The sequence below is a fragment of the Ensifer adhaerens genome, from assembly GCF_020035535.1.
Taxonomy (GTDB): domain Bacteria; phylum Pseudomonadota; class Alphaproteobacteria; order Rhizobiales; family Rhizobiaceae; genus Ensifer.
The window spans coordinates 305534-326625 of the sequence record NZ_CP083349.1; the positions used below are offsets into that span (position 1 = coordinate 305534).

The 21092-nt window shown below is 61.7% G+C and carries 22 protein-coding genes; 19 read left to right on the forward strand and 3 right to left on the reverse strand.

Annotated elements, in window-relative coordinates:
• Window positions 1-22: 22 nt before the first annotated feature.
• The 14 genes from rem to LAC81_RS01495 all read left to right on the forward strand — a co-directional run bounded on the left by rem (window position 23) and on the right by LAC81_RS01495 (window position 11053).
• Window positions 23-694, forward strand: coding sequence for a transcriptional activator Rem (gene rem / locus LAC81_RS01430; RefSeq protein WP_113536416.1), 672 nt, complete (start codon window positions 23-25; stop codon window positions 692-694).
• Window positions 695-785: 91 nt separating this feature from the next.
• Complete coding sequence (locus LAC81_RS01435) at window positions 786-2027, forward strand: flagellar hook protein FlgE (protein ID WP_223726425.1); 1242 nt, start codon at window positions 786-788, stop codon at window positions 2025-2027.
• 23 nt (window positions 2028-2050) lie between these two features.
• Window positions 2051-3499, forward strand: a complete 1449-nt coding sequence (gene flgK / locus LAC81_RS01440; RefSeq protein WP_223726426.1) for a flagellar hook-associated protein FlgK — start codon at window positions 2051-2053, stop codon at window positions 3497-3499.
• A 2-nt stretch (window positions 3500-3501) separates the two neighbouring features.
• Window positions 3502-4560, forward strand: a complete 1059-nt coding sequence (locus tag LAC81_RS01445; RefSeq protein WP_223726427.1) for a flagellar hook-associated family protein — start codon at window positions 3502-3504, stop codon at window positions 4558-4560.
• Window positions 4561-4594: 34 nt separating this feature from the next.
• The gene (flaF, locus tag LAC81_RS01450) at window positions 4595-4942 is read left to right on the forward strand and encodes a flagellar biosynthesis regulator FlaF (protein WP_034800744.1); all 348 of its coding nucleotides are present in this window, start codon (window positions 4595-4597) and stop codon (window positions 4940-4942) included.
• Window positions 4939-5388 (forward strand): flagellar biosynthesis repressor FlbT, encoded by a 450-nt coding sequence (gene flbT, locus LAC81_RS01455; RefSeq protein ID WP_034800746.1) that lies wholly within the window; start codon window positions 4939-4941, stop codon window positions 5386-5388. Before flaF ends, flbT begins: the two co-directional genes overlap by 4 nt.
• The gene (gene flgD / locus LAC81_RS01460; RefSeq protein WP_113536411.1) at window positions 5379-5789 is read left to right on the forward strand and encodes a flagellar hook assembly protein FlgD; all 411 of its coding nucleotides are present in this window, start codon (window positions 5379-5381) and stop codon (window positions 5787-5789) included. Before flbT ends, flgD begins: the two co-directional genes overlap by 10 nt.
• A 7-nt stretch (window positions 5790-5796) precedes the next feature.
• Window positions 5797-6063 carry a flagellar biosynthesis protein FliQ gene (gene fliQ / locus LAC81_RS01465; RefSeq protein ID WP_043624946.1) on the forward strand — a complete coding sequence of 89 codons (267 nt, stop codon included), beginning with the start codon at window positions 5797-5799 and terminating at the stop codon, window positions 6061-6063.
• 132 nt (window positions 6064-6195) lie between these two features.
• Window positions 6196-8283 carry a flagellar biosynthesis protein FlhA gene (gene flhA, locus LAC81_RS01470; protein WP_113536410.1) on the forward strand — a complete coding sequence of 696 codons (2088 nt, stop codon included), beginning with the start codon at window positions 6196-6198 and terminating at the stop codon, window positions 8281-8283.
• Entirely contained in the window at window positions 8280-9032 is a 753-nt protein-coding gene (gene fliR / locus LAC81_RS01475; RefSeq protein ID WP_113536409.1) for a flagellar biosynthetic protein FliR, read from the forward strand. Before flhA ends, fliR begins: the two co-directional genes overlap by 4 nt.
• Window positions 9033-9036: 4 nt before the next feature.
• On the forward strand, window positions 9037-9450 hold the full coding sequence (locus LAC81_RS01480; protein ID WP_223726428.1) for a hypothetical protein: 414 nt from the start codon (window positions 9037-9039) through the stop codon (window positions 9448-9450).
• 102 nt (window positions 9451-9552) lie between these two features.
• On the forward strand, window positions 9553-10104 hold the full coding sequence (locus LAC81_RS01485; RefSeq protein ID WP_113536407.1) for a rod-binding protein: 552 nt from the start codon (window positions 9553-9555) through the stop codon (window positions 10102-10104).
• 14 nt (window positions 10105-10118) lie between these two features.
• Window positions 10119-10487, forward strand: coding sequence for a hypothetical protein (locus LAC81_RS01490; RefSeq protein WP_113536406.1), 369 nt, complete (start codon window positions 10119-10121; stop codon window positions 10485-10487).
• Window positions 10487-11053: a hypothetical protein gene (locus LAC81_RS01495; RefSeq protein WP_113536405.1), complete on the forward strand. Its 567-nt coding sequence runs from the start codon at window positions 10487-10489 to the stop codon at window positions 11051-11053. The genes LAC81_RS01490 and LAC81_RS01495 overlap by 1 nt, the downstream gene beginning before the upstream one ends.
• Window positions 11054-11162: 109 nt before the next feature.
• On the opposite strand, the gene LAC81_RS01500 is transcribed toward LAC81_RS01495, so the two are convergent.
• On the reverse strand, window positions 11163-12152 hold the full coding sequence (locus tag LAC81_RS01500) for a glycosyltransferase family 2 protein (RefSeq protein ID WP_223726429.1): 990 nt from the start codon (window positions 12150-12152) through the stop codon (window positions 11163-11165).
• A 155-nt stretch (window positions 12153-12307) separates the two neighbouring features.
• Between LAC81_RS01500 and LAC81_RS01505 the strand changes: the two genes are divergently transcribed.
• The 3 genes from LAC81_RS01505 to LAC81_RS01515 are packed head-to-tail and all read left to right on the forward strand — an operon-like array spanning window position 12308 to window position 15248.
• Window positions 12308-13546, forward strand: coding sequence for a glycosyltransferase (locus LAC81_RS01505; RefSeq protein WP_223726430.1), 1239 nt, complete (start codon window positions 12308-12310; stop codon window positions 13544-13546).
• Complete coding sequence (locus LAC81_RS01510; RefSeq protein ID WP_223726431.1) at window positions 13543-14358, forward strand: WecB/TagA/CpsF family glycosyltransferase; 816 nt, start codon at window positions 13543-13545, stop codon at window positions 14356-14358. The genes LAC81_RS01505 and LAC81_RS01510 overlap by 4 nt, the downstream gene beginning before the upstream one ends.
• The gene (locus tag LAC81_RS01515) at window positions 14355-15248 is read left to right on the forward strand and encodes a DUF6492 family protein (RefSeq protein ID WP_328716809.1); all 894 of its coding nucleotides are present in this window, start codon (window positions 14355-14357) and stop codon (window positions 15246-15248) included. Before LAC81_RS01510 ends, LAC81_RS01515 begins: the two co-directional genes overlap by 4 nt.
• 12 nt (window positions 15249-15260) lie before the next feature.
• Here the strand turns inward: LAC81_RS01515 and LAC81_RS01520 are convergent, their stop codons facing one another.
• Window positions 15261-16535, reverse strand: a complete 1275-nt coding sequence (locus LAC81_RS01520) for a lipopolysaccharide biosynthesis protein (protein ID WP_419195792.1) — start codon at window positions 16533-16535, stop codon at window positions 15261-15263.
• 255 nt (window positions 16536-16790) lie between these two features.
• Here LAC81_RS01520 and LAC81_RS01525 point away from each other — a divergent pair, with 255 nt between their 5' ends.
• The gene (locus LAC81_RS01525) at window positions 16791-18791 is read left to right on the forward strand and encodes a GumC family protein (protein WP_223726433.1); all 2001 of its coding nucleotides are present in this window, start codon (window positions 16791-16793) and stop codon (window positions 18789-18791) included.
• A 214-nt stretch (window positions 18792-19005) separates the two neighbouring features.
• Complete coding sequence (gene folD, locus LAC81_RS01530; RefSeq protein WP_223726434.1) at window positions 19006-19905, forward strand: bifunctional methylenetetrahydrofolate dehydrogenase/methenyltetrahydrofolate cyclohydrolase FolD; 900 nt, start codon at window positions 19006-19008, stop codon at window positions 19903-19905.
• Window positions 19906-19953: 48 nt separating this feature from the next.
• Here the strand turns inward: folD and LAC81_RS01535 are convergent, their stop codons facing one another.
• Window positions 19954-20985 (reverse strand): substrate-binding domain-containing protein, encoded by a 1032-nt coding sequence (locus LAC81_RS01535; RefSeq protein ID WP_223726435.1) that lies wholly within the window; start codon window positions 20983-20985, stop codon window positions 19954-19956.
• Window positions 20986-21092: the final 107 nt, after the last annotated feature.

The following is a 21092-nucleotide window of genomic DNA, read 5'->3' on the forward strand; positions in this document are numbered from 1 at the left end:
ATACTGATTCGGAGGCGGACGAATGATCGTAGTGGTTGATGAAAGAGAACTCGTTAAGGACGGCTATACGTCGCTCTTCGGGCGCGAAGGAATTCCCTCGACGGGTTTCGACCCCAGGGAGTTCGGCGAGTGGGTGAATGCGGCGGCCGATTCGGATATCGATGCCGTCGAGGCCTTCCTGATCGGTCAGGGTGACGCCACTTTCACGCTTCCGCGCGCCATCCGCGATCGGTCCATGGCTCCGGTCATTGCCGTCAGCGACACCCCCTCTCTGGAAAACACGCTTGCGCTCTTTGATTGCGGTGTCGATGACGTCGTGCGCAAGCCGGTTCACCCGCGCGAAATTCTCGCCCGCGTCGCTGCGATCCGCCGGCGCCTGAAGGCAATCACCAACTTCACCGACATCGGACCGATCCGCGTTTTCGCCGACGGCCGTGATCCGGAGATCAACGGCGAAGTCTTCGCCTTGCCGCGCCGCGAACGGCGCATTCTGGAATATTTGGTCGCAAACCGCGGCCGCCGCGTATCCAAGTCGCAGATCTTCAACGCGATCTACGGGATCTTCGACGAGGACGTCGAAGAAAACGTCGTCGAAAGCCACATCAGCAAGCTGCGCAAGAAACTGCGCAAGAAGCTCGGCTTCGACCCGATCGATTCCAAGCGTTTCCTTGGCTACTGCATCGACTGGAACTGAGCGCCACGTGGTTGAGCGGGCACCGAACCAAGACAGGTTCACGCAAGGCCCGCTTCCTAGTGTCGCCGCAACAAGGAAATGAGGATCCGATATGAGTCTCTATGGCAGCATGAGAACGGGCGTGTCCGGTATGAACGCCCAGTCCAACCGTCTCGGCACGGTCGCCGAAAACATCGCGAACGCGAACACGACGGGCTACAAGCGTGCCTCGACCGAGTTCTCGTCGATGATCCTGCCTTCAGGCGGCGGCAACTACAATTCCGGTGGCGTCGAAACCCAGGTGCGCTACAGCATCTCCCAGCAGGGCGGCACCAGCTACACGACCTCGGCCAGTGACCTTGCCATCAACGGCGGCGGCTTCTTCATCGTCCAGGGCAATGGCGGCCAGAATTTCCTGACGCGCGCCGGCTCCTTCGTCCCCGACAAGGACGGCAACCTTGTCAACACCGCCGGCTTCACGCTGATGGGTTACGAATACAAGGCCGGCGCTGATCCGACGGTCGTCGTCAACGGCTTTGACGGCCTGACGCAGGTCAAGCTCAAGGACGAAGGCCTGGTGGCCTCCGGTTCGACCAAGGGTGCGATGGAAGCCAACCTGCCGTCGGGTGCAGCCATCGGCGACGAAAAGCCGACCTCGCTCGTCGTCTATGACAGCCAGGGCAACACCCGCATCCTCGACTTCGTCTACAAGAAAACCAACGTCAACGAGTGGTCGCTCGAGATCCGCGACCGTGCGACATACGCTCCGGCCGTGCCGCCGGCGACGCCAACCGGCGTCATCGGCTCGCAGACCATGACGTTCGACGCAGCCGGCAAGCGCATCGGCGCGGTCCCGGCCACACTCACGACCTCGGCGATTACGAACCTGCCGGGCACGGGCGCCAACCTCGGCGCGCTGACGATCGACACCTCCAAGACCACGCAGCTCGGTGGCGACTTCACCAGCACCGGCGGTGGCATCGATGGCAGCAAGCCGAGCAAGATGTCCGGCTTCGAGATCGACAAGGAAGGCATCGTCTACGTCAAGTATGGCGACGGCAACCTCATTCCGAAGTTCCGCATCGCGCTTGCGAATGTGCAGAGCCCCGACAAGCTGCAGCCGGAATCGGGCAACGTCTACTCGCAGGGTACGGATTCCGGCGTCATCGTCACCGGCTTTGCGGGCTCCGGTGCTTTCGGCAACATCCAGTCCAAGGCGCTTGAGAACTCCAACGTCGACATCGCCAACGAACTGACCTCGATGATCGAGGCCCAGCGCAACTACACGGCAAACTCCAAGGTGTTCCAGACTGCCTCGGACCTGCTTGACGTCCTCGTCAACCTGAAACGGTAATTGAAAGAGATACGGTCCGCGTCATGTCGCTGTCCTCCGCAATATCCATCGCACAGCAGGCCTTCAGCAACACGGCGCAGCAGACCGCGACCGTGTCGAAGAACATCGCGAATGCGGGCAATGCGGATTATTCGCGTCGTCTCGCGCTCCTGGGCAGCACGCCGAACGGTGCGCAGGTCGTATCCATCTACCGGGCTCAAAATGAGGCGCTGCTCAAGCAGAGCATCGCCAGCATCGGTGAAGCCTCGGGCCAGGCCCGGCTTCGCGACGGGCTGGAACTGCTGAAGTCGGCGCTCGGCGGCAACAATTATGAGACCGCTCCGTCGAAGCTCCTGTCCGATTTCCGCAACAGCCTGCAGACCCTGGCCGCAACGCCCGGGAACAAGACGATCGCCGCGACGGCGGTCTCCGATGCGCAGGATCTCGCAGACTCGCTGAACAAGACCTCCGCCACGGTGCAGGATCTGCGCAAGGATGCCGACAAGGAAATCGCAATCGAGGTCGACAAGCTGAACAGCCTGCTTGCCGACTTCGAAAAGGCCAACAACGCCGTCAAGTCGGCGACGGCCCAAGGCGGAGACGCCAGCGACGCGCTCGACCAGCGCGACAAGATCCTGAAGCAGGTTTCTGAGATCATCGGCATCTCCACCGTCACGCGCGGCAACAACGATACCGTCATCTTCACCACAGACGGCACGGTGCTTTTCGAGAATATTCCGCGTCAGGTGACGTTTGCTCCGACGACGACGTTCGACGCGACCGTTACCGGCAACAAGATCTTCGTCGATGGCGTGCCGATCGCGGCCGGAACCGGCGCAGACACGACCGCCAAGGGCAAGCTCGCAAGCCTGGTGCAGCTGCGCGACGACATCGCTCCGAAGTTCCAGTCGCAGCTGGATGAAATCGCACGCGGCCTGGTCGAGCTCTTCAAGGAAGGCAACCCGCCGGCAATTCCCTATCAGCCCGGCCTGTTCACCTGGGGAAGCGCTGGTGTTCCGCCAACGGGTACGGTCGTGCCCGGCCTGGCGTCGAAGATCACCGTCAACGCCATGGCAAAGGCGAACCCGCTGCTGCTGCGTGACGGCGGTTTCAATGGCGTGGTCTCCAATCCGGGTGGAGCCGCAGATCCGAGCCCCGGCTATACCGCGCTCCTCGACGGCTTCATCAACAAGATGGGCGAGAACATGTCGTTCGACCCGTCGACGGGCCTCGACAGCAACAGCAGCTTGCTGAATTTCTCGACCGGTTCGGTCGGCTGGCTGGAACAGACGCGCAAGACGGCCTCGACCGCTGACGACAACAAGCAGGCAATGCTCGCCCGCACCCAGGAAGCGCTCAGCAAGCAGACAGGCGTCAGCATCGACGAGGAACTGTCGCTGCTGCTCGATCTCGAACAATCCTACAAAGCATCGGCCAAGCTGGTCAGTACCGTGGATGCCATGATGGCAGCCCTTATGGAAGCCGTGAGGTAATCATGAAGACGTCCTACGTTTCTAATCTGGCGATCCAGAGCGCGATGCGCCTGACGATCCAGCAGAACCAGTCCGAACTGCTGAAGCTGACCCAGGAGCAGACCACCGGCCGCCACTATGACGTCGGCCTGGCGCTTGGTGCGACGGCGTCTCGTTCGCTCAACCTTCAGCGCGAGCTGGACCGGCTGAACTCGATGAAGAGCACGAACTCGGTCGTGACCCAGCGCCTCTCCGGTTCGCAGGGTGCGCTCGAGACCATGGCGAAGGCCGCGGAAAAGGTGCGCGACACGCTCGTCACCTACAAGGGCAACGATGCGGCCAGCCAGTTGAAGATCCAGAAGACCGAGATCATGGGCGCGCTGCAGACCTTCACTGCTGCCGCCAATACCTCCTTCAACGGCGAGTTCCTGTTTTCGGGCATCAACACTGATGCCAAGCCGGTTGCCGACTACGACACGACACCGCCATCAGCAGCCAAGACTGCTTTCGATAACGCCCTTTCGACCTTCATGGCCGCACAGGTTCCGCCGCTGACCGGCATGGACCAGTTCTCGGTCACGCAGATGCAGGACTTCATCAAGAACACGGTCGAACCGATGTTCACCGGACCGGACTGGGATGCCAACTGGTCCGACGCTTCGAACCAGAACATGACGAGCCGGATCAGCGCCAGCGAAGTCATCGAAAGCTCGACCAACGCCAATACCAAGGGTTTCCGGATGTTCGCGATGGCAAGCGTGATTGCCGCTGAACTGATGGACAAGAACGTGACGCCCGAGGTGCGCTCGGCCATTGGCGTCGCCGCCCTCGACTACGTGGAACAGGGGATCGCCGGGCTCAACGCGGAGCGCAGCTCGCTCGGTATCTCCGAAGCGCGCGTCAAGAAGGCGAACACCTCCATCGATGCGCAGCTCAAACTCGTCAACACGCATGTCGCCGACATCGAAGGCGTCGATCCCATCGAGACATCGACCCGGATCAACACGCTAAAGGTGCAATTGGAAACCTCCTATACACTAACGTCGCGACTACAGCAGATGAGCTTGCTCAATTTCCTCTAGTATGGGGAACCGGACAAACATGAAGGATGTCTGAATGTACCAGTTTTCCTATGCCGAGATCATGGAGGACGGCGTTGCCGACTCCAAAAATCGAGAACGGCAGGTACTCGATCGCTCGATCGCGCTCATGGAAGCAGCGAAACAGCAGAAAGGGTACTCGAGAGAGGCCATCGAGGCCATCTACTTCACCCGCCGCCTGTGGATCCGTTTCATCGAGGATCTGCGCGCTCCGGAGAACCAGCTCAACGAAGAGCTGCGCGCTAATCTGATTTCGATCGCCATCTGGATACTCAATGAAACGGAGAAGATCCGCAAACGCGAATCCTCCAACTTCCAGGGCATAATTGACATTACCACCATCATCAGGGATGGACTGAAATGAAGAGCACATTGCGTATTTCGCTGAAGTCGGGCGAACGGATCTTTGTTAACGGCGCGGTGCTTCGCGTGGATCGCAAGGTTGCCGTCGAATTCCTGAACGACGTGACCTTCCTGCTCGAAAACCACGTGCTGCAGCCGGAAGACGCGACCACGCCGCTGAAGCAGCTCTACTTCATCGCGCAGATGATCCTCATCAATCCGGAAGGTGCGGAACAGTCGACCGCCATGTTCCGCAAATCGATCGTCATGCTGCTGAACTGCTTCAAGAACGAAGAGATCCTTGCCGAACTGAAGCGCGTCGACGGCCTGGTGACCAACGGCCGCGCCTTCGAGGCGCTGAAAGCGATCCGCGGCCTATACGCGATTGAAGACCGCATCCTCAACACACAGGAAATCACGCCGGCTACGGTCGAGCAGATTCGCAAGGAGATCGCACCGTGGCGGTAGGCGGCGTCAACAACAACAGCTACACCCCGATCGTTTCGGGTCAGGATTCGTCCAATGACGCCAGCAAGGCGTCGCTCAACTACGAAAGCTTCCTGAAGCTCCTGGTCGCCCAGATGAAGAACCAGGATCCGACGCAGCCGATGGACGCGACGCAGCAGATCGCCCAGCTCGCGACCTTTTCGCAGGTGGAACAGACGATCAAGACGAACAAGAACCTCGAGAGCCTTCTGCAGCGCACCTCGCTCAGCGAAGCGGACGCCGTCATCGGACGCACTGTCACCAGCGAAGACGGCAAGACCACTGGCGTGGTTAAGGAAGTGAAACTATACTCTGACGGAATCATTGCGGTGCTCGATAGTGGCAAGGAGCTCATTATCGGCCCGGGCGTCAAGGTGAAGTGACACAGTCATGAATGAGGCGGATGCCCTCGATATCGTACAGGCCGCGATCTGGACCGTGATCGTGGCCTCGGGCCCCGCCGTTCTCGCCGCCATGATTGTCGGCGTCGTCATCGCCTTCATTCAGGCGCTGACCCAGGTGCAGGAAATGACCCTCACTTTCGTCCCGAAGATCCTTGCGGTCATGATTACCGTTGCGGTGTCCGCGCCCTTCATCGGCGCCCAGATTTCCATCTTCACCGACATCATCTTCTCTCGCATCCAATCCGGCTTCTGATCCGCTCTCGCCGTTGGGGCGCCCGGGCGATCGCTGTGAAACCCTCGCGCAAGCTTGGGCCGCTATCTCCGTTCCTATAGTGGGGCAGCGCGTGTGAATGCTGCCTTGTTCTCATGATGAGACGGAAGAGACATGGCACAACAAGCAGCGCTGATCATCCCGAAAGTCGCACCGAAGGGCCGGGATGTCGGCTTTGCGCTCGGGATCGTGGCGATCCTGTCGATCCTCTTCCTGCCCATTCCTCCGTTCCTGATCGATATGGGACTGGCGTTTTCCATCGCCTTTTCGGTGCTGATCCTGATGGTCTCGCTGTGGATCCAGCGTCCGCTGGAATTCTCCTCGTTTCCGACCATCCTGCTGATCTCGACCATGGTGCGCCTGGCGTTGAACATCGCCACCACCCGCGTCATCCTTTCGCATGGACATGAGGGTCACGGTGCTGCCGGCGGCGTCATCTCGGGCTTTGCCAGCCTCGTCATGTCCGGCGACTTCGTCATTGGTCTGATCGTCTTCCTGATCCTGATCACCGTGAACTTCATCGTCATCACCAAGGGTGCGACGCGTATCGCCGAAGTCGGCGCGCGCTTCACCCTCGATGCGATCCCCGGCAAACAGATGTCGATCGACGCCGACCTTTCGGCCGGCCTGATTGACGAGAAGGAAGCGCAGCGCCGCCGCCGCGAGCTGGAGGAGGAAAGCTCCTTCTACGGCGCGATGGACGGTGCCTCGAAGTTCGTGCGCGGCGATGCGATCGCCGGCCTGATCATCACGGCCATCAACATCTTCGGCGGCATCATCATCGGTTATCTCCGCCACGGCATGCCGATCGGAGAAGCGGCCGACGTCTTCGTCAAGCTTTCGGTCGGTGACGGTCTCGTCTCGCAGATCCCGGCGCTGATCGTTTCGCTGGCCGCAGGCCTGCTCGTGTCGCGTGGCGGTACTTCGGGTTCGACCGACCAGGCCGTCGTCGGCCAGCTCGGCGGCTATCCGAAGGCGCTGATGGTCGCCTCGGCACTGATCATCCTTCTGTCGGTTGTACCCGGCCTGCCGTTCCTGCCTTTCGCCGTTCTCGGCGGCGGCATGGCATTCCTGAGCTGGCTCGTGCCGCGCCAGATCGAGGCGGCAAACGCTGCCCGCCGTGCGGAGGAAGCGGCCAAGGTCCAGCAGACCAAGGAAGGCGAGGCGGACTCGGTGAAGTCGGTGCTGAAGACCGCCGAGATCGAGCTTCTGCTCGGCAAGCAGGTCTCGACGCGTCTGCTCGGCGCACACCAGGAGCTTGCCTTCCGCGTCGGCAAGATGCGCCGCAAGTTCGCCGGCCAGTACGGCCTCGTCATTCCGGAAATCAAGGTGTCCGACGACATCAGCATTCCGGACAAGGCCTACCATATCCGCATCCACGGTACGACGATCGCCTCGAATACCGTGCGCGTCGGCGAAGTTCTCGTTGTCACCGGCGGCGGCCGCCGGCCGAGCGTGCCCGGAGACGAGATTCGCGAACCGGCTTTCGGCATGCCGGCCGTCTCGATCCTCGAAACCTTCACGGAAGATCTGAAGCGCGAGGGCTTCCACCCGATCGACAACGTCTCGGTGGTGCTGACGCATTTGAGCGAAGTCATCCGCAACAACCTGCCGCACCTGCTTTCCTACAAGGACGTGAAGGTGCTGATCGAACGGCTCGATCCGGAATACCGCAAGCTCGCAGACGAGATCTGCACCTCGCACATGTCCTATTCCGGCCTGCAGGCCGTACTGAAGCTGCTGCTTGCCGAGCGCGTCTCGATCCGCAACCTGCACCTGATCCTCGAAGCGGTCGCCGAACTCGCCCCGCATGTGCGCAAGACTGAGCAGATCGTCGAGCACGTGCGCGTGCGCATGTCGCAGCAGCTGTGCGGCGACCTTGCCGACAACGGCGTCCTGCGTGTGCTGCGGCTCGGCAACAAGTGGGATATGGTTTTCCACCAGGCGCTGAAGCGCGACGCCAAGGGCGAAGTCGTCGAGTTTGACATCGACCCACGCCATCTCGAAGAATTCAGCGAACAGGCGACGAAAGTTATCCGTGAACATCTCGATCGCGGCATGCCCTTCGTGCTGGTAAGTTCGCCCGAATCCCGCTCTTATGTTCGCATGATCATCGAGCGTCTCTTTGCCACTTTGCCCGTGCTCTCGCATGTCGAGCTTGCCAAGGGCCTCGAGATCAAGATCATCGGCTCTGTTTCATGATCACCGACCCGGAGGGTACGGTGCTGGCGCTGTTCGCGGCCTTTTGCCGGATCGGCGGCTGTATCATGATCATGCCGGGGTTTTCGACGGCGCGCATTCCCATGCAGGTCCGGCTGTTCATCGCGGTGGCGATATCCATGGCGATCCTGCCGGTGATGTGGACCGATATCTATCCGCAGGTGACCGGCAAGGGGCACACCTATATCTACCTGATCGCAGCCGAGACCCTGGTTGGCGTCGTCATGGGCCTTGTTGCCCGCTACTATGTTCTGGGCCTGCAATTCGCCGGCTCGGCGATCACGATGCTGATGGGCTTCAGCCCTCCGCCCTCGTCTGATGTTCTTGAAGACACGCCGGAAAACCAGCTGACGAGCCTGATCAGCTTTGCCGGACTGATGGTGCTCTTCATGCTCGACTTCCATCATGTGATGTTCGAGGCGATCGTCCAGTCCTATCGCGCCATGCCGATCGGCACGGCCTTCGACCCCCAGGGCGTTCTGATTACGCTCACGGATTCGCTGACGCAGACCTTCATGATCATGCTGAGGCTCGCCAGTCCCTTCATCATTTATGGCCTGCTTTTCAACGTGGCGATCGGCATGGTGAACAAGCTCGCGCCGCAGATCCCGATCTACTTTATCTCGCAGCCCTATCTGATCATGGGCGGCATGTTCCTGCTCTATCTCGGGATCGCCGCAATGCTGCGCCTGTTCGGCGACGGTTTTGCGCCGGTCATGCAGGGGGGATAGCCGGATGAAGACGCGTTCGCAGAAGCTCAAGCGCCTGGTGGCCGTCCAGCGCCATCTCGAGCAGATGGCGGAGGCCGACTATGTCGAGATGGTACGCCAGCGCGAGGTCCTGGCCGAGACGATCGATGTCGTCGTCGATGCCATGGGCTCGGCCCATCCGATGCACCGCATGTTCTCCGGCCACTACTCCTCGCAGGTGGGGCGTCTGGTGCAGAAGGATCAGATGTTGCACGGCATCCAGCAGACGCACGAAGCCCGCATGCTGAGGGAACGGGCAAAGGCCGACCGGCTCGAGGAAAACATGAAGGAGGCCCGGCAGTTCGAAGACCGCGAAGAGGCCGACAACGCCATCTACGACCTGATCGATCAACACGTTACCGGGCAGGCGCCAGCTTCCCGTAAGGTTGACGGGCGATAGTAGGTCATCCGGGGATGCTCCGACGACGGAGCGATGCCGGTCCGACTGTTGCCTTTATGCACCGACCTTGGTCGCTGCAGGCTCGATTTGAGAGGATTCGTCATGGCCATCTCTCCGCCCAGCGATCTGGTGATGGATGTCGTGCGCGCCGCCGACCCGACCGAAGTGCAGGAGGCGCAGGCGCGGCTGAAGGCCAACCGTGCGGCCTTCCAGGCGACGAGCCTTGCGGAAAACGGCAACGGCTTCACCGCCGCCGTCAACATCCTCAATTCGTCCGAAGGGTCGACCGGGCTCGGCGATATCAACAACCGCGTCGAACATAAGAAGATCCCTGAAACCTATCGCAAGTTCGAGGCCATGGTGCTGCAGAACTTCGTGAAGTCGATGTTGCCGACCGACAGCGAGAACGTATTCGGCAAGGGCAACGCCGGCGATATCTGGAAGAGCATGATGGCCGAACAGATCGGCGACGTGATTTCGAAGAGCGGCGGCATCGGCATTGCCGATCAGCTGGCGAGCGGCAGCGCGACCGACCGGGTCCAGGCTTCGCTCGACGGCAACAGCCGGAACCTCGCCGCAAGCCTCGTGCAGGAATACGAGCGCAAGACGCTGACCGGCTTTTCGACTGACGACGACAAGAACAAGCAAGCTTAATTGGGAGTTGATTGATGGAAGCTGTGGCATCCAATGACGTCCGGATCCAGAACGTGCTCGGGCGACTGGAAATGATCCTCGACAACGAGAACAGCCGCATCGGTACCGACCCGGAATTCGATATCAAGACGTCGAATGCACACAAGAGCCGTTGCCTCTACGAACTGACGATGTTGCATCGCGACATGCTGCCGGGCGAGCCGTCGACGACGTTCTCCTCGCACGCACGTCATCTGCGCGACAAGCTCGCGATCAACTCGCAGAAGGTCGAAGCGCATCTCGAAGCGGTTCGCTCCGTCGTCGATCTCCTGAAGACGGCCGCACAGGATGCCGATGCGGACGGCATCTATTCCGAAGCGCAGTTCCGCTATAGCGATTTCTGATGCTGAAGCTCATTCTCACCGGGGTCTGGGTTTGCGCGGTTACGCTCGGATCCGTCTATTTCTCGATGCAAAGCGCTTCGGCGCCCGTCGTCCCGGACGGCGAGGCTGCCCGGCGCGCATCGGAGCAATATGTTCCCGGTGAGATGATCACTATTCCGGTGATCAATGAAGGCTCCGTTCAGGGCTATTTCCTCACGAAGCTCTCCTTCTCCGCGACCAAGGAGGGGATCAACAACCTTCGTGCGCCGCTCCGCCAGATGGTCACCGACGAGCTTTATGATCTGCTCGTCGGCTCCAGGTTCATCGATGTTGCCGATACCGGCACCTTCGATCTGCCGACCTTCAAGTCCACGGTGAAGGACGGCCTGAACAAGAAGCTCGGCGGAGAGGTGATTACCGAGGTGCTCGTCGAGCAGCTGGAATACCTCACCAAGGATGACGTCAAGCGCGTCGCCAACAGCCAGAACGTGCCACGCCAGAAGCCGGTTCCGATCGTCGACAAGAACGGCAATGTCGCCAGCGACAAACTGCCGGAAGGCGCCGTCAAGGCAAGCAGCGCGCACTGACCGGACAAAAAAAGCGAGCGCCTGTCCGCTCGTTTTCCGCTTTCGATCATCTCAACTTGACGTCACGCAATCCCGGGCGGAAACGCGCTTTTCGGAACGCCCGCTGCCGTCAGTTTTTCTCAGGCGTGCGGTACTGTTCGTTGACGAGGCCGAACTCCGCCATCAACCGGCCGATCGCCACGTAGAAGTGGTAGAGCCCGGCGCTTGCCAGCCCGCTCTTGCTCCAGAGTTCGATGCCGCGCGGGATTGACGCACCGAGCAGCGCCAGCGATTTGGCGAAGGTCCTCATCCGCCCACCGAAGCTCGGGTCGCGTCGATGCTCCAGCATCGTCGAGATCGCGCCGTTGCGCAGGCTCCGCGCCCGGATCCAGGATGCGCTGGTGCGGCGTGCCGGGACCGTCTCGGCGACCCAGGCATCCGATGCCCAGGCGAAACAGAACCCCTGTTCCTTGCTGCGGCTGTAGAAATCCGCATCGCCGCCGCCGATGAAGTTGAATGCCGGGTCCAGGAACGGCTGCGGCATCGCGTCGAGCACCGTCCGGGTTACGAGCACGTTGCCGGAGGAATAGAGGATCGGCACGGGGCCGGTCGTGTCATAATGTGGCGTGAAAACCGGGTGGCGCTTCCATTTTTGCCCGCCATCACCCTCGAAGACCGGAAGCTGCGGCCCACCGACCATGTCGGCTCCGGTCGTTTCCTGTACCGTGATGAGGCAATCCAGCCATTCGGGCGCCGCGACCTCGTCATCGTCGATGATCGCGATCGCCTTGAGATTCGGATAGGTTTCGAGCGCCATCGACCAGCCGGCATTGTAGGCGTGGCAGTTGCCACGCTGACGCGCGACGATGACGATCGATTCCGATGGATGGCCCAGGAAGAAGTCCTTGGCGGCCTGAGCGCCGGCCAGTCCCTCATCGTCGTTCTCGACGACGACCGTGGCAAAGGAGACGTCAGGCCTTTGGGAAACAATGGTTTTCAGCGTCTTGACGACATGCTCCGGGCGACGGAACGTCGGCAGCACGACGACGAGTTCGATGTCGCCGGCGTCTTCCAGCTCTGTCCGGAAGTAGACGGATATGTCCTGGCCGGTCGACGTCATGGCGAAACCTGTGCAAGCAAAGTTGACGCGCAATACAACAAATTTTCCTAAACAGATGCTGAACCCGGACGGCAGATTTTGAAAGGGGGCTTTAAGTGCTCTTTCACCCCATGCTGTTAAAGAGGGGCCCAGCTCCATTCATGACGTGTGGCAAAATGCATCTTGTCCTGGTTTCCTCGCTCGTTCCCGTCGCCAATCCGGCGTCCGGCTTCGACATCGCCAACCGGGCCGTGCTCGACGGCTTGCGCGCACTCGGCCACCGGGTCAGCGTCATCGGTTTTCTCCAGCCCGGACGTACGCCGGCGCTCGATTGCGAGATGCATCTGCTCGGCGAACTCGAGGTCACCAACGCCAAGGTCGGTACGCTCCAGAAGCTGCGCTGGCTCGGGACCGCTTTCCTCAACCGCACGTCTGTTTCATCCGGCAAGATGCTTACGGTGAGAGCGAACCGGATCCAGTCGATCCTCGACAGCCTTGCCCCGTTCGATGGACTGGTGCTCAATTCGGTGCAATTGCCGGCCGCCTTCGCGCAGGTCTTCCGGCCCTATCCGTCGATCTACGTTGCCCACAATGTCGAAGCGGATTCCGCCTTCGAGAGCGCCGAACGGGCAAATGCCACCCTTGAGCGCTTCCTTTTCCGGCGTGAAGCGCAATATCTCGAATACTACGAACAGCACCTGGCGCAGAATGCGGTCGCCGTCTGGACCTTTGCCGAAGCGGATCGTTTCGGTTTCGGCCGCGCCGTCAGTGAGCGGGCCTTCGTGCTGCCGCTGGTCACGGGTTGGGACGCACCGGTGGCCCCAACCAGTGAACATGACCAGGACCTCCGCCACGATCTCGGGCTGATCGGCACGTGGAGCTGGCGGCCGAACAGGTTGGGCCTCGACTGGTTCCTCGCCGAGGTCGTTCCGCATCTGCCGGAGGACATGACGATCGCGATCGCCGGTCAGATGGACGGGATGCCAACGGTCTCCCATCCCGGCGTCCGCTTCGTCGGGCGGGTACCGGACGCGCGCGCCTTCGTTGCGCAAAGTGCGATCGTCCCGCTGATCAGTCGCGGCGGCACCGGCGTGCAGTTGAAGAGCCTCGAGACCTTTGAGCTCGGCATGCCCTGCGTGGCGACGCAGGCGTCGTTGCGCGGCATCGAAGCCATTCCCGACAATTGCTCTGCTGCCGACGATCCCGCGGAATTTGCGCGCCTTTTGGTCGAACGGGTCGTAAAGGTGCGCGCAGGCGACCGTCAAAGGCTCGACGGCTCGGCCTTCCATCGCGCCCAGAAAGTGCGGCTCATGCGAGTGATGCGAAACGTCCTGGCGGGCCTTGCGCCGGCGAGCGTGGCAGAGGGTCCGTCACTGCCGCCGGATTTGACGATCCATGAAGGGGGACGGTCGTGAGCAAGGCCGTTGCCGCAAACAACGTCCCTCTGTCGCGACGTCTGATCCTCGGAATGCCCGTGGTCGATCTCGGCTGGGCAAAGGCTTTCGCCTTTGCTGCCGAGGCGCTATCGCGGCCAGGGGGGCAAACGATCCTTGCCTTCCTCAATGCCAACAATGCCAACCTGATGATGCGCGACTGTGAGTACCGTGCGGCGCTGGCGCGCCAGGTCGTTTTTCCGGATGGGCACGGGGTCGATATCGCCTCATATCTTTTTTACGGGCGCACGTTTCCTGCCAATCTGAATGGCACGGACTTCGTCCCGGCCCTGCTGACGTACGTTGAAAGGCCGCTGCGCATCGCGATGATCGGCGCGCGGCCCAAGGTACTCGCGCGTGCCGCCGAGAATTTTCGCGAGCATGCGCCGTGGCACGATTTCCTGCCGGTTTCGGATGGCTTCTTCGACCGGGAACAATCCCGGGAGGTTCTCGCTGAAGTCCGCGCGTTGAGGGCCGATGTCCTTTTGGTTGCGATGGGTAGCCCGGGTCAGGAGAAATGGGTCGATGCCCATGTCGGCCCCCAGGATGCCCGGCTCGTCATCACCGTCGGCGCGCTCTTCGACTTCGTCGCCGAGGAGTTTCCGCGGGCGCCGAAGTTCCTGCGCCGGCTGCGGCTGGAGTGGTTCTTCCGGCTGGCGATGGAACCGCGGCGCATGTGGCGCCGCTACGTGCTCGGAAACCCGCTTTTCCTGTGCCATGTGCTCTGGCACAAACTGTCGGGACGTTCGCGCGAGGCGATCGCTGACACAAGCCTTCGGACGGGAACATCGTGAACGGTCAGGTCATGCGCACTGCGGTTGTCACGGCATCCTATGCCAACGATTTCGAACGCTGCCGGCTCATGTGCGAAAGCATGGATCGCAAGCTTCAGGGCGATTGGAAGCACTATCTGCTGGTCGCCGATTTCGACGTCGCACTCTTCCGTCAACTGGAAGGATCGCGGCGCGTAGTCGTCAGCGAGCGCGACCTTCTTCCCTGGTGGCTGCATCCGATTACGGATCCGCTGTCGGCCGGTCGCAGGAAGGTGTGGCTCAGCCCTTTCGGTCTGCCGCTCCGCGGCTGGCATGCACAGCAGCTTCGGCGCCTGGCGCTCGCGCGGCATATCGATGAGGCCGCGATGTTTGCGGTCGACTCCGACGTCGTCTTCCTGCGCGCCTTTGATCCTGCCAGTCTGTGGCAGGGAGAGCGGCTGACGCTCTACCGCAAGGACGGCGCGATCAACGTGCAGATGCGCTCCAACCACCTCGAATGGCTCGCCCATTCCGATCGGCTTCTCGGCATCGGCCCCTATCGCCTGCCGGCCAACGACTACATCAACACGCTGATCGCCTGGCGCACGGATAGCTGCCGGAAGCTGCTGGACCACATCGAAGCGCAGCATGGCCGGAATTGGGCGCGGGCGATCACACGAACGCGCGCCTTTTCGGAATGCACGATCTATGGCCGTTTCGTCGATGAGGTTCTCGGCGGGGAGGGGCATGTTCCTTCCGAGGCAGCACTCTGCCACGTGCTCTGGTTCGAAGACAGTTACAGGCAGGATCTTTCCGGCCTCAGGGACTTCCTGAGGGATATGGAGCCCCATCAGATCGGGATCGGCGTGCAGTCCTTCGTCGGCCACGACCTCGATGACATCCGGCGCGCGATCGTCGAACTCGCCGCCTGAGGCCGGCCATCGTCAGATGACGCGTTCGGCGGGCCTTCTAAGTGCCGTATAGGTCAGCACGAAAGACAGAGCGTAGAGCGCGAAGAAGATCGCGTTGAGCGAAGGTGCCCATGCGGCGACATCCGTCGTTGTGCGGAGCAACAGCACCAGCAGAGCCACCTTGACCACGCCGGCGATCAGCAGGTTGAGCATGCGCCGCACCGTCCGTCCCGTCGCATAGAGCAGCTCGGAGTGGTACTCGATCAGGTTGCGGAACGAGGGAACGAGAAGGATCATCGCGACGATCGGCGCTGCGGCCGAGACGTTGCGTCCAAGGCCGTTCGGGAAGATCCAGAGGTAGGCAGCCATCGCGGCGATGGCTGCGAACGAGGCTAGTGCGACCAGCAGTTCGATCGACAATCTGGTGCGCCAGCGCGCGATCGACCCGGGTGTTCGCATGATGCGCTGGACGAGCAGCGTGTTGAACGATCGCACCGGCAGCGCGGTCAGGTCCGCCAGCCGCATCAGGATGGCATAGAGGCCGGAGACCGCCGGGCCGCCGATGGCAAGAACCGCGATCTTGTCGAACTCCGACTGGATGTAGAACAGCACCTCGGCACCGGCGACGGATACGGAATCCGCCCAGCGCCGGTAGTAGAGCCGGGGCTGCCAGCGCAGCCGGACGCGGGGGTAGAACCAGAAGAGCGCGACGACGAGGCCAAGTGCATTCGCAACCAGATAGAAGTAGGACCAGGCTTCGAGCGTCTTTAAGGATAGAAGCGCAAAAAGCAGCGCCGCGCCGGTACGGATCGCCGTGCCGATCACCACGAGCAGGGCTCCGCGCCCGAAACGACCTAGGCCGTTGAGCACGATCACGGCGGTTTCCAATCCGCGCCAGCAGATGATTTCAGCCAGCATGAAGGCAGAAAAGGCGCTTGCCGTCATGTCCCGGGAAAAGAGCAGGATGAAGGTGACGACGCAGATGAGGGCAATCAGCGGCAGCGAGAGCGCCGCGCCGACCAGGAAGCCGGCACTGTAAGTCCCGACCAGCAGGGGTTTCACGGTCGCGACCCGATAGAGCGGCGACATGAAGCCGAAGGCGAGCACACGCGAGATCATGATACCGGCGGCTGATGCTGTGGCGAACAATCCGAAGTCGGCGATGGCAAGCGTGTTTGCGACGGCGATGAAATAGACGAGCGACAGCACGAGCCGCCCCGCCGAACCTCCGGTCATGGAGAGGTAGGCGTGGATCAGCGCCTGGTGGCGGAGATAAAGCGCTTTGACGCGATGAGGCACGACCGGCATCCCGATAGGCGGTTTCCTTCGAGGCCGACGGAAGCGCTCTATCTCCTTGTTTTCACGCGATTCCAAGCGCTGGGCATGCTACGCCTTCTGCAGGAACCGCTCTTGCCTTACCTCATAGACGGGAAAGCTTAATAAGGCATGAGATCGGTGCGTTTGCATGCATGCGCGCGCGGAAGTTAACCATTTGTTTTCCATGTTTCCTTAGGTTGGCTTCACTATTCGGAATTCGCCGTTTCGGCAGCCGCGGGATCAGTCATGTTCAACATCGACGACGAGAAACGCCCGGTTCCGCGTGCATCGTTGCTCGATTTCGTAGCCGAGGACACGCGCGGTTCCGCGCGCGCAAAAAAAAACCGCGCAGCCGGCGCTTCCGCGACCAATTCTTCTTTGCTCAATCGCACGTCCGCGGCCGCAGGGTCGGCTGGCCATTCCAGTGCCCGCGCCGTAGCGCAGCCGCAAATCGGCGGCAAAACTGCAAAGGAAACCAAAGGATCGGCCAGGCATCGTCGCACCTTGAGCGGCATGGGCGACCGGCTGGTGCGCTGGTTGGCCGACGGCCAATCGGACGATACCCAGGCAGCATCCACGCCGGCCGCCGCGAATTTTAGCGATCGTCCCCTCGTCGATATCAAGACCGTCCTGCGCTCGGTTTGGCAGCTTCGCAAGATCATCATTGCGACGACTGCGCTCGGCGCCGTGGGCGGCGTTCTCATCGCGCTTTCGACGCCCAGCGTCTACGTCGCCGAAAGCAAGCTCTATGTCGACCCCCGTGAAGTGCGGCTGACCGATTCCGACCTGTCGAAACAATCGCTGGCGACCGAAGGCATTCTCGCGCTCGTCGACAGTCAGCTCGAAGTGCTGCGCTCGCGCACCGTGATGGAGAAGGTTGCGGCGGGTCTGGACCTCGAGAAAGATCCGGAATTTGCCGGCAGGGCTGGCGGCGACGCGTCCGCCCGCGTGCTGAAGAAGCTGAGCGAGGCCATCCAGGTCTGGCGCGACCCGAAGACCTTCATCGTCACGGTCGAAGCGCAGACGCGCGATCCGGAGAAATCGGCACTCATCACCAACCGGCTGGTCGAAACCTTCCTCGGAGAAGAAACCGCAGCACAATCCGGCTTCTTCCAGAAGACGACGGTAGCGCTTGACGCCCGCATCAAGGAATTGAAGGCCGAGCTCGACGCGGCCGAGAAGGCGGTCGAGGACTATAAGGCGAGCTACGACATCGTCGGCGCCGGCGGCGAGTTGATTGCCGACAAACAGCTTCTGAGCCTCAGCGACCAGGTGGCCGCCGTCCGCAACCGCATCGCCGAAGCAAAAGCGAAAGCGGAAGCCTCCGGCAAGGTGCAGTTGAACGACGTTTTGACCGGGGCCTATCCTGAGGAAATCAACTCGCTGGCGCTGTCCGAACTGCGCAAGCAATTTGCAGCGACCAAAGCGCAGCTGAGCGCGCTTGACGCGAGCCTCGGGCCACGCCATCCGCAGCGGATCGCAGCCCAGCAGGCGCTGGAGTCCTCGCGCTCCGAAATCGCCAATGAACTGCGCAGAATTGCCGCTGCGGCCGGCACCGAGCTTGATCGCGCCCAGCGCACGGAGCAGGACTTGCTGCAGCAGCTTGCGGTGCAAAAAGCGCGGCAGATCGATTCTTCCGCCGAATTCGTCGAATTGCGTGAGCTGCAGCGGAAAGCCGCGGCAACGCGCGAAATATACGAATCCTTCCTAAAGCGCGCCGGCGAAACGCGCGAAGAGGAAAAGCTGACGGCCAAGAACATCCGGGTGATCTCCAAGGCCGAGCCAGCGCTGCAGGCAAAGGGGCCCTCCCGCAAGATCATCGTGATTGCCGCTACCATGGCCGGGTTCTTCGCCGGCTTCGGCCTCGGCGTCCTGCTCGGCGTCTACCGCAGCATGCGCGGGCTGTTTGCCGGCCCTGGTGCGGGGCCGCAGCGCGATCAGGATCCGGAACCGCCGCAGCCCGAGGGTGACCCCAAACCCCCGCTGCGCAAGCAGCCGCCAGCCGATTCTGCTCCGGCCAAGGCCGACCTTCCGCCGCCGTTCAGCCCGGCGGCGCATCATGCTCAATCGCTGACGGCCGCTTACGCCGCCGCCCGCCGCGGCGAGTTGGCGGGTTCGTCGCTCCGGCACCCTCTGCCCCGTGCGGAACCGGAAAACGATAGCGACATCGCCAAGGTGCAGGAAGATCTTCGGGCGCTGAGGTCCCGCGTCGAGCATTACTCGCGTCAGAAGCTGGCGCGCGGCTAGGCTATCGCCATCGCTCTCTCACGATTTTGAGTGAAGCCTTCTTCACCTCTCAGCTGTGAGAGGAAATCCTGCATGGCGCAGCGAAACTTCGTCAACCTTGTCGGCGCCTCTTGCATTTATGCGTTTGGAACAGCATAGGGCGCTTTGAGGCCATCGCCTTTTCCCGGGCGAACTAGAGTGTGCCGCGTGAACAGGAAGCCAGGAGGAACATGCCGTGACGACTGTGATTGATGGCAAAAAAGTCGCCGCTTCGGTGATCGAGACTGTGAAGGCAGCGACCAAGGCACTCGAGACGGATGCCGGTGTCCGCGCGGGCCTCGCGGTGGTGATCGTCGGCGACGATCCGGCAAGCCACGCCTATGTTTCCTCCAAGAGCAAGATGGCCAAGGAGTGCGGGTTCCTGTCGATACAGCACACGCTGCCGGAAGCAACCACACAGGAAGAGCTCGCCTCGCTGGTCGCAAAGCTCAATGCGGATCCCTCCATTCACGGCATTCTCGTACAGCTTCCGTTGCCGAAGCATCTGAATTCCGAGCCGATCATCCAGTCGATCCTGCCGGAAAAGGACGTCGATGGCCTGCACGTCGTCAATGCCGGCAAGCTGGCGACCGGTGATCTCGAAGGCGGTCTCGTCTCGTGCACGCCGGCCGGCGCTATGGTCTTCGTGCGCCAGACCCACGGCGAGGATCTGTCGGGACTGAACGCAGTCGTCATCGGCCGCTCGAACCTCTTCGGCAAGCCGATGTCGGCTTTGCTGCTCGCTGCCAATGCGACGGTTACGACGGCGCATTCGCGCACCAGGGATCTGGCCGCCGTCTGCCGCAACGCCGATATTCTCGTGGCCGCCGTCGGCCGTCCGGAGATGGTGAAGGCCGATTGGGTGAAGCCCGGCGCGACGGTGATCGACGTCGGCATCAACCGCGTGCCGGCCCCGGAGAAGGGTGAGGGCAAGTCCAAGCTGGTTGGCGACGTCGCTTTCGCCGAGGCCGCCGATGTCGCAGGTGTCATCACCCCGGTCCCGGGTGGTGTTGGCCCGATGACGATCGCCATGCTGATGGCCAACACCGTGATTGCCGCTCATCGCAAGGCCGGCCGCAAGCCGCCCCGCTTCTGATCCCGCTTCAGCGGGAATGAGGAGACGCGTCGCGATTGCGGCGCGTTTTCATTTCTGCGGGGCGGGTCCGGTCGACGCACGTACGATCAGTTCGGCGCGCCAGAGTTCCTGTTCCGGATAGTCGCCACGCTTCAGGATGCCGCCGATCAGTCGTGTGGCGATCCGGGCGCCGGCCGCCCGAAGCGATGAGCGCGTCGTCGTCAGCGGCACGCTGAAATTCTCGGGCTTTAGCATCGGCAGCACGTCGTCATGCGCGATGAGCGAGATATCCTCGCCGATCTTCAATCCTGCCTGATTGATCGCCCGGACTGCACCGAGCGCCAGCACCGTACTGGAGCAGAGCACTGCCGTCGGCGGCTGCGCATGCTGCAGGAAGCGCTGCATGCTGCGGTAGCCGTGCTCGTCCGTCATCAGTGAGTGCTGGACCAGGCCCTCGTCGGGCGTGAGGCCGTGTTCGGCGAGGGCCCGGAGCATTCCCTTTTGGCGACGGATGGAAAAAGTCAGATATTCCGGCCCGTTGATCAGCGCGATCCGCTGATGCCCGAGCTGAATGAGGAGCCGTGCTGCATCATAGAACGCGGCGGTGTTGTCGATATCGAGGAAGGGATAGTCCCGACTTTCGCCGATGGAGCGCCCGTGCACGAGAAAGGGGATCGACAGCGATTTCAGCATGGCGATGCGCGGGTCATTGGCGCGCATGTAGGCAAGGAACAGGGCATCGACATTGCCGCTTGCCGCAAGCCGCCGGAACGTCACTTCCTCGTCCTCCGGCGCGCTCGGATTGAGCACGAAATGGAAGTCGTGCTTGACTGCTTCTTCTGCAAGGCCCGCCAGGAATTCGCCGAAATGCACGTCGGAATCGATGCCGGGCGCAATCGGCATCACCATGCCGATGGAGTAGGCCTTGCCGGTGGCCAGCCGCTGGGCGGCGCGGTTTGGCCTGTAGCCGGTATCGCGTACGGCCTGAAGCACGCGTTGGCGGGTCTCGGCATTCACTTCCGGATAGCCGTTCAGCGCCCGGCTGACCGTCGTCTGTGACAGGCCGAGTAGTTCCGCAAGTTGCTTGAGATTGACCGCCATGGTCAAGTTTCCTCCCAAAGCGCTTTGGGTGCCCGTTTGATTTTAGGTGTTTGTCCCAGCGCCTCGGGTTTGTGTAGCATCCGTTTTTCGAGCGACAAAGCGGAATT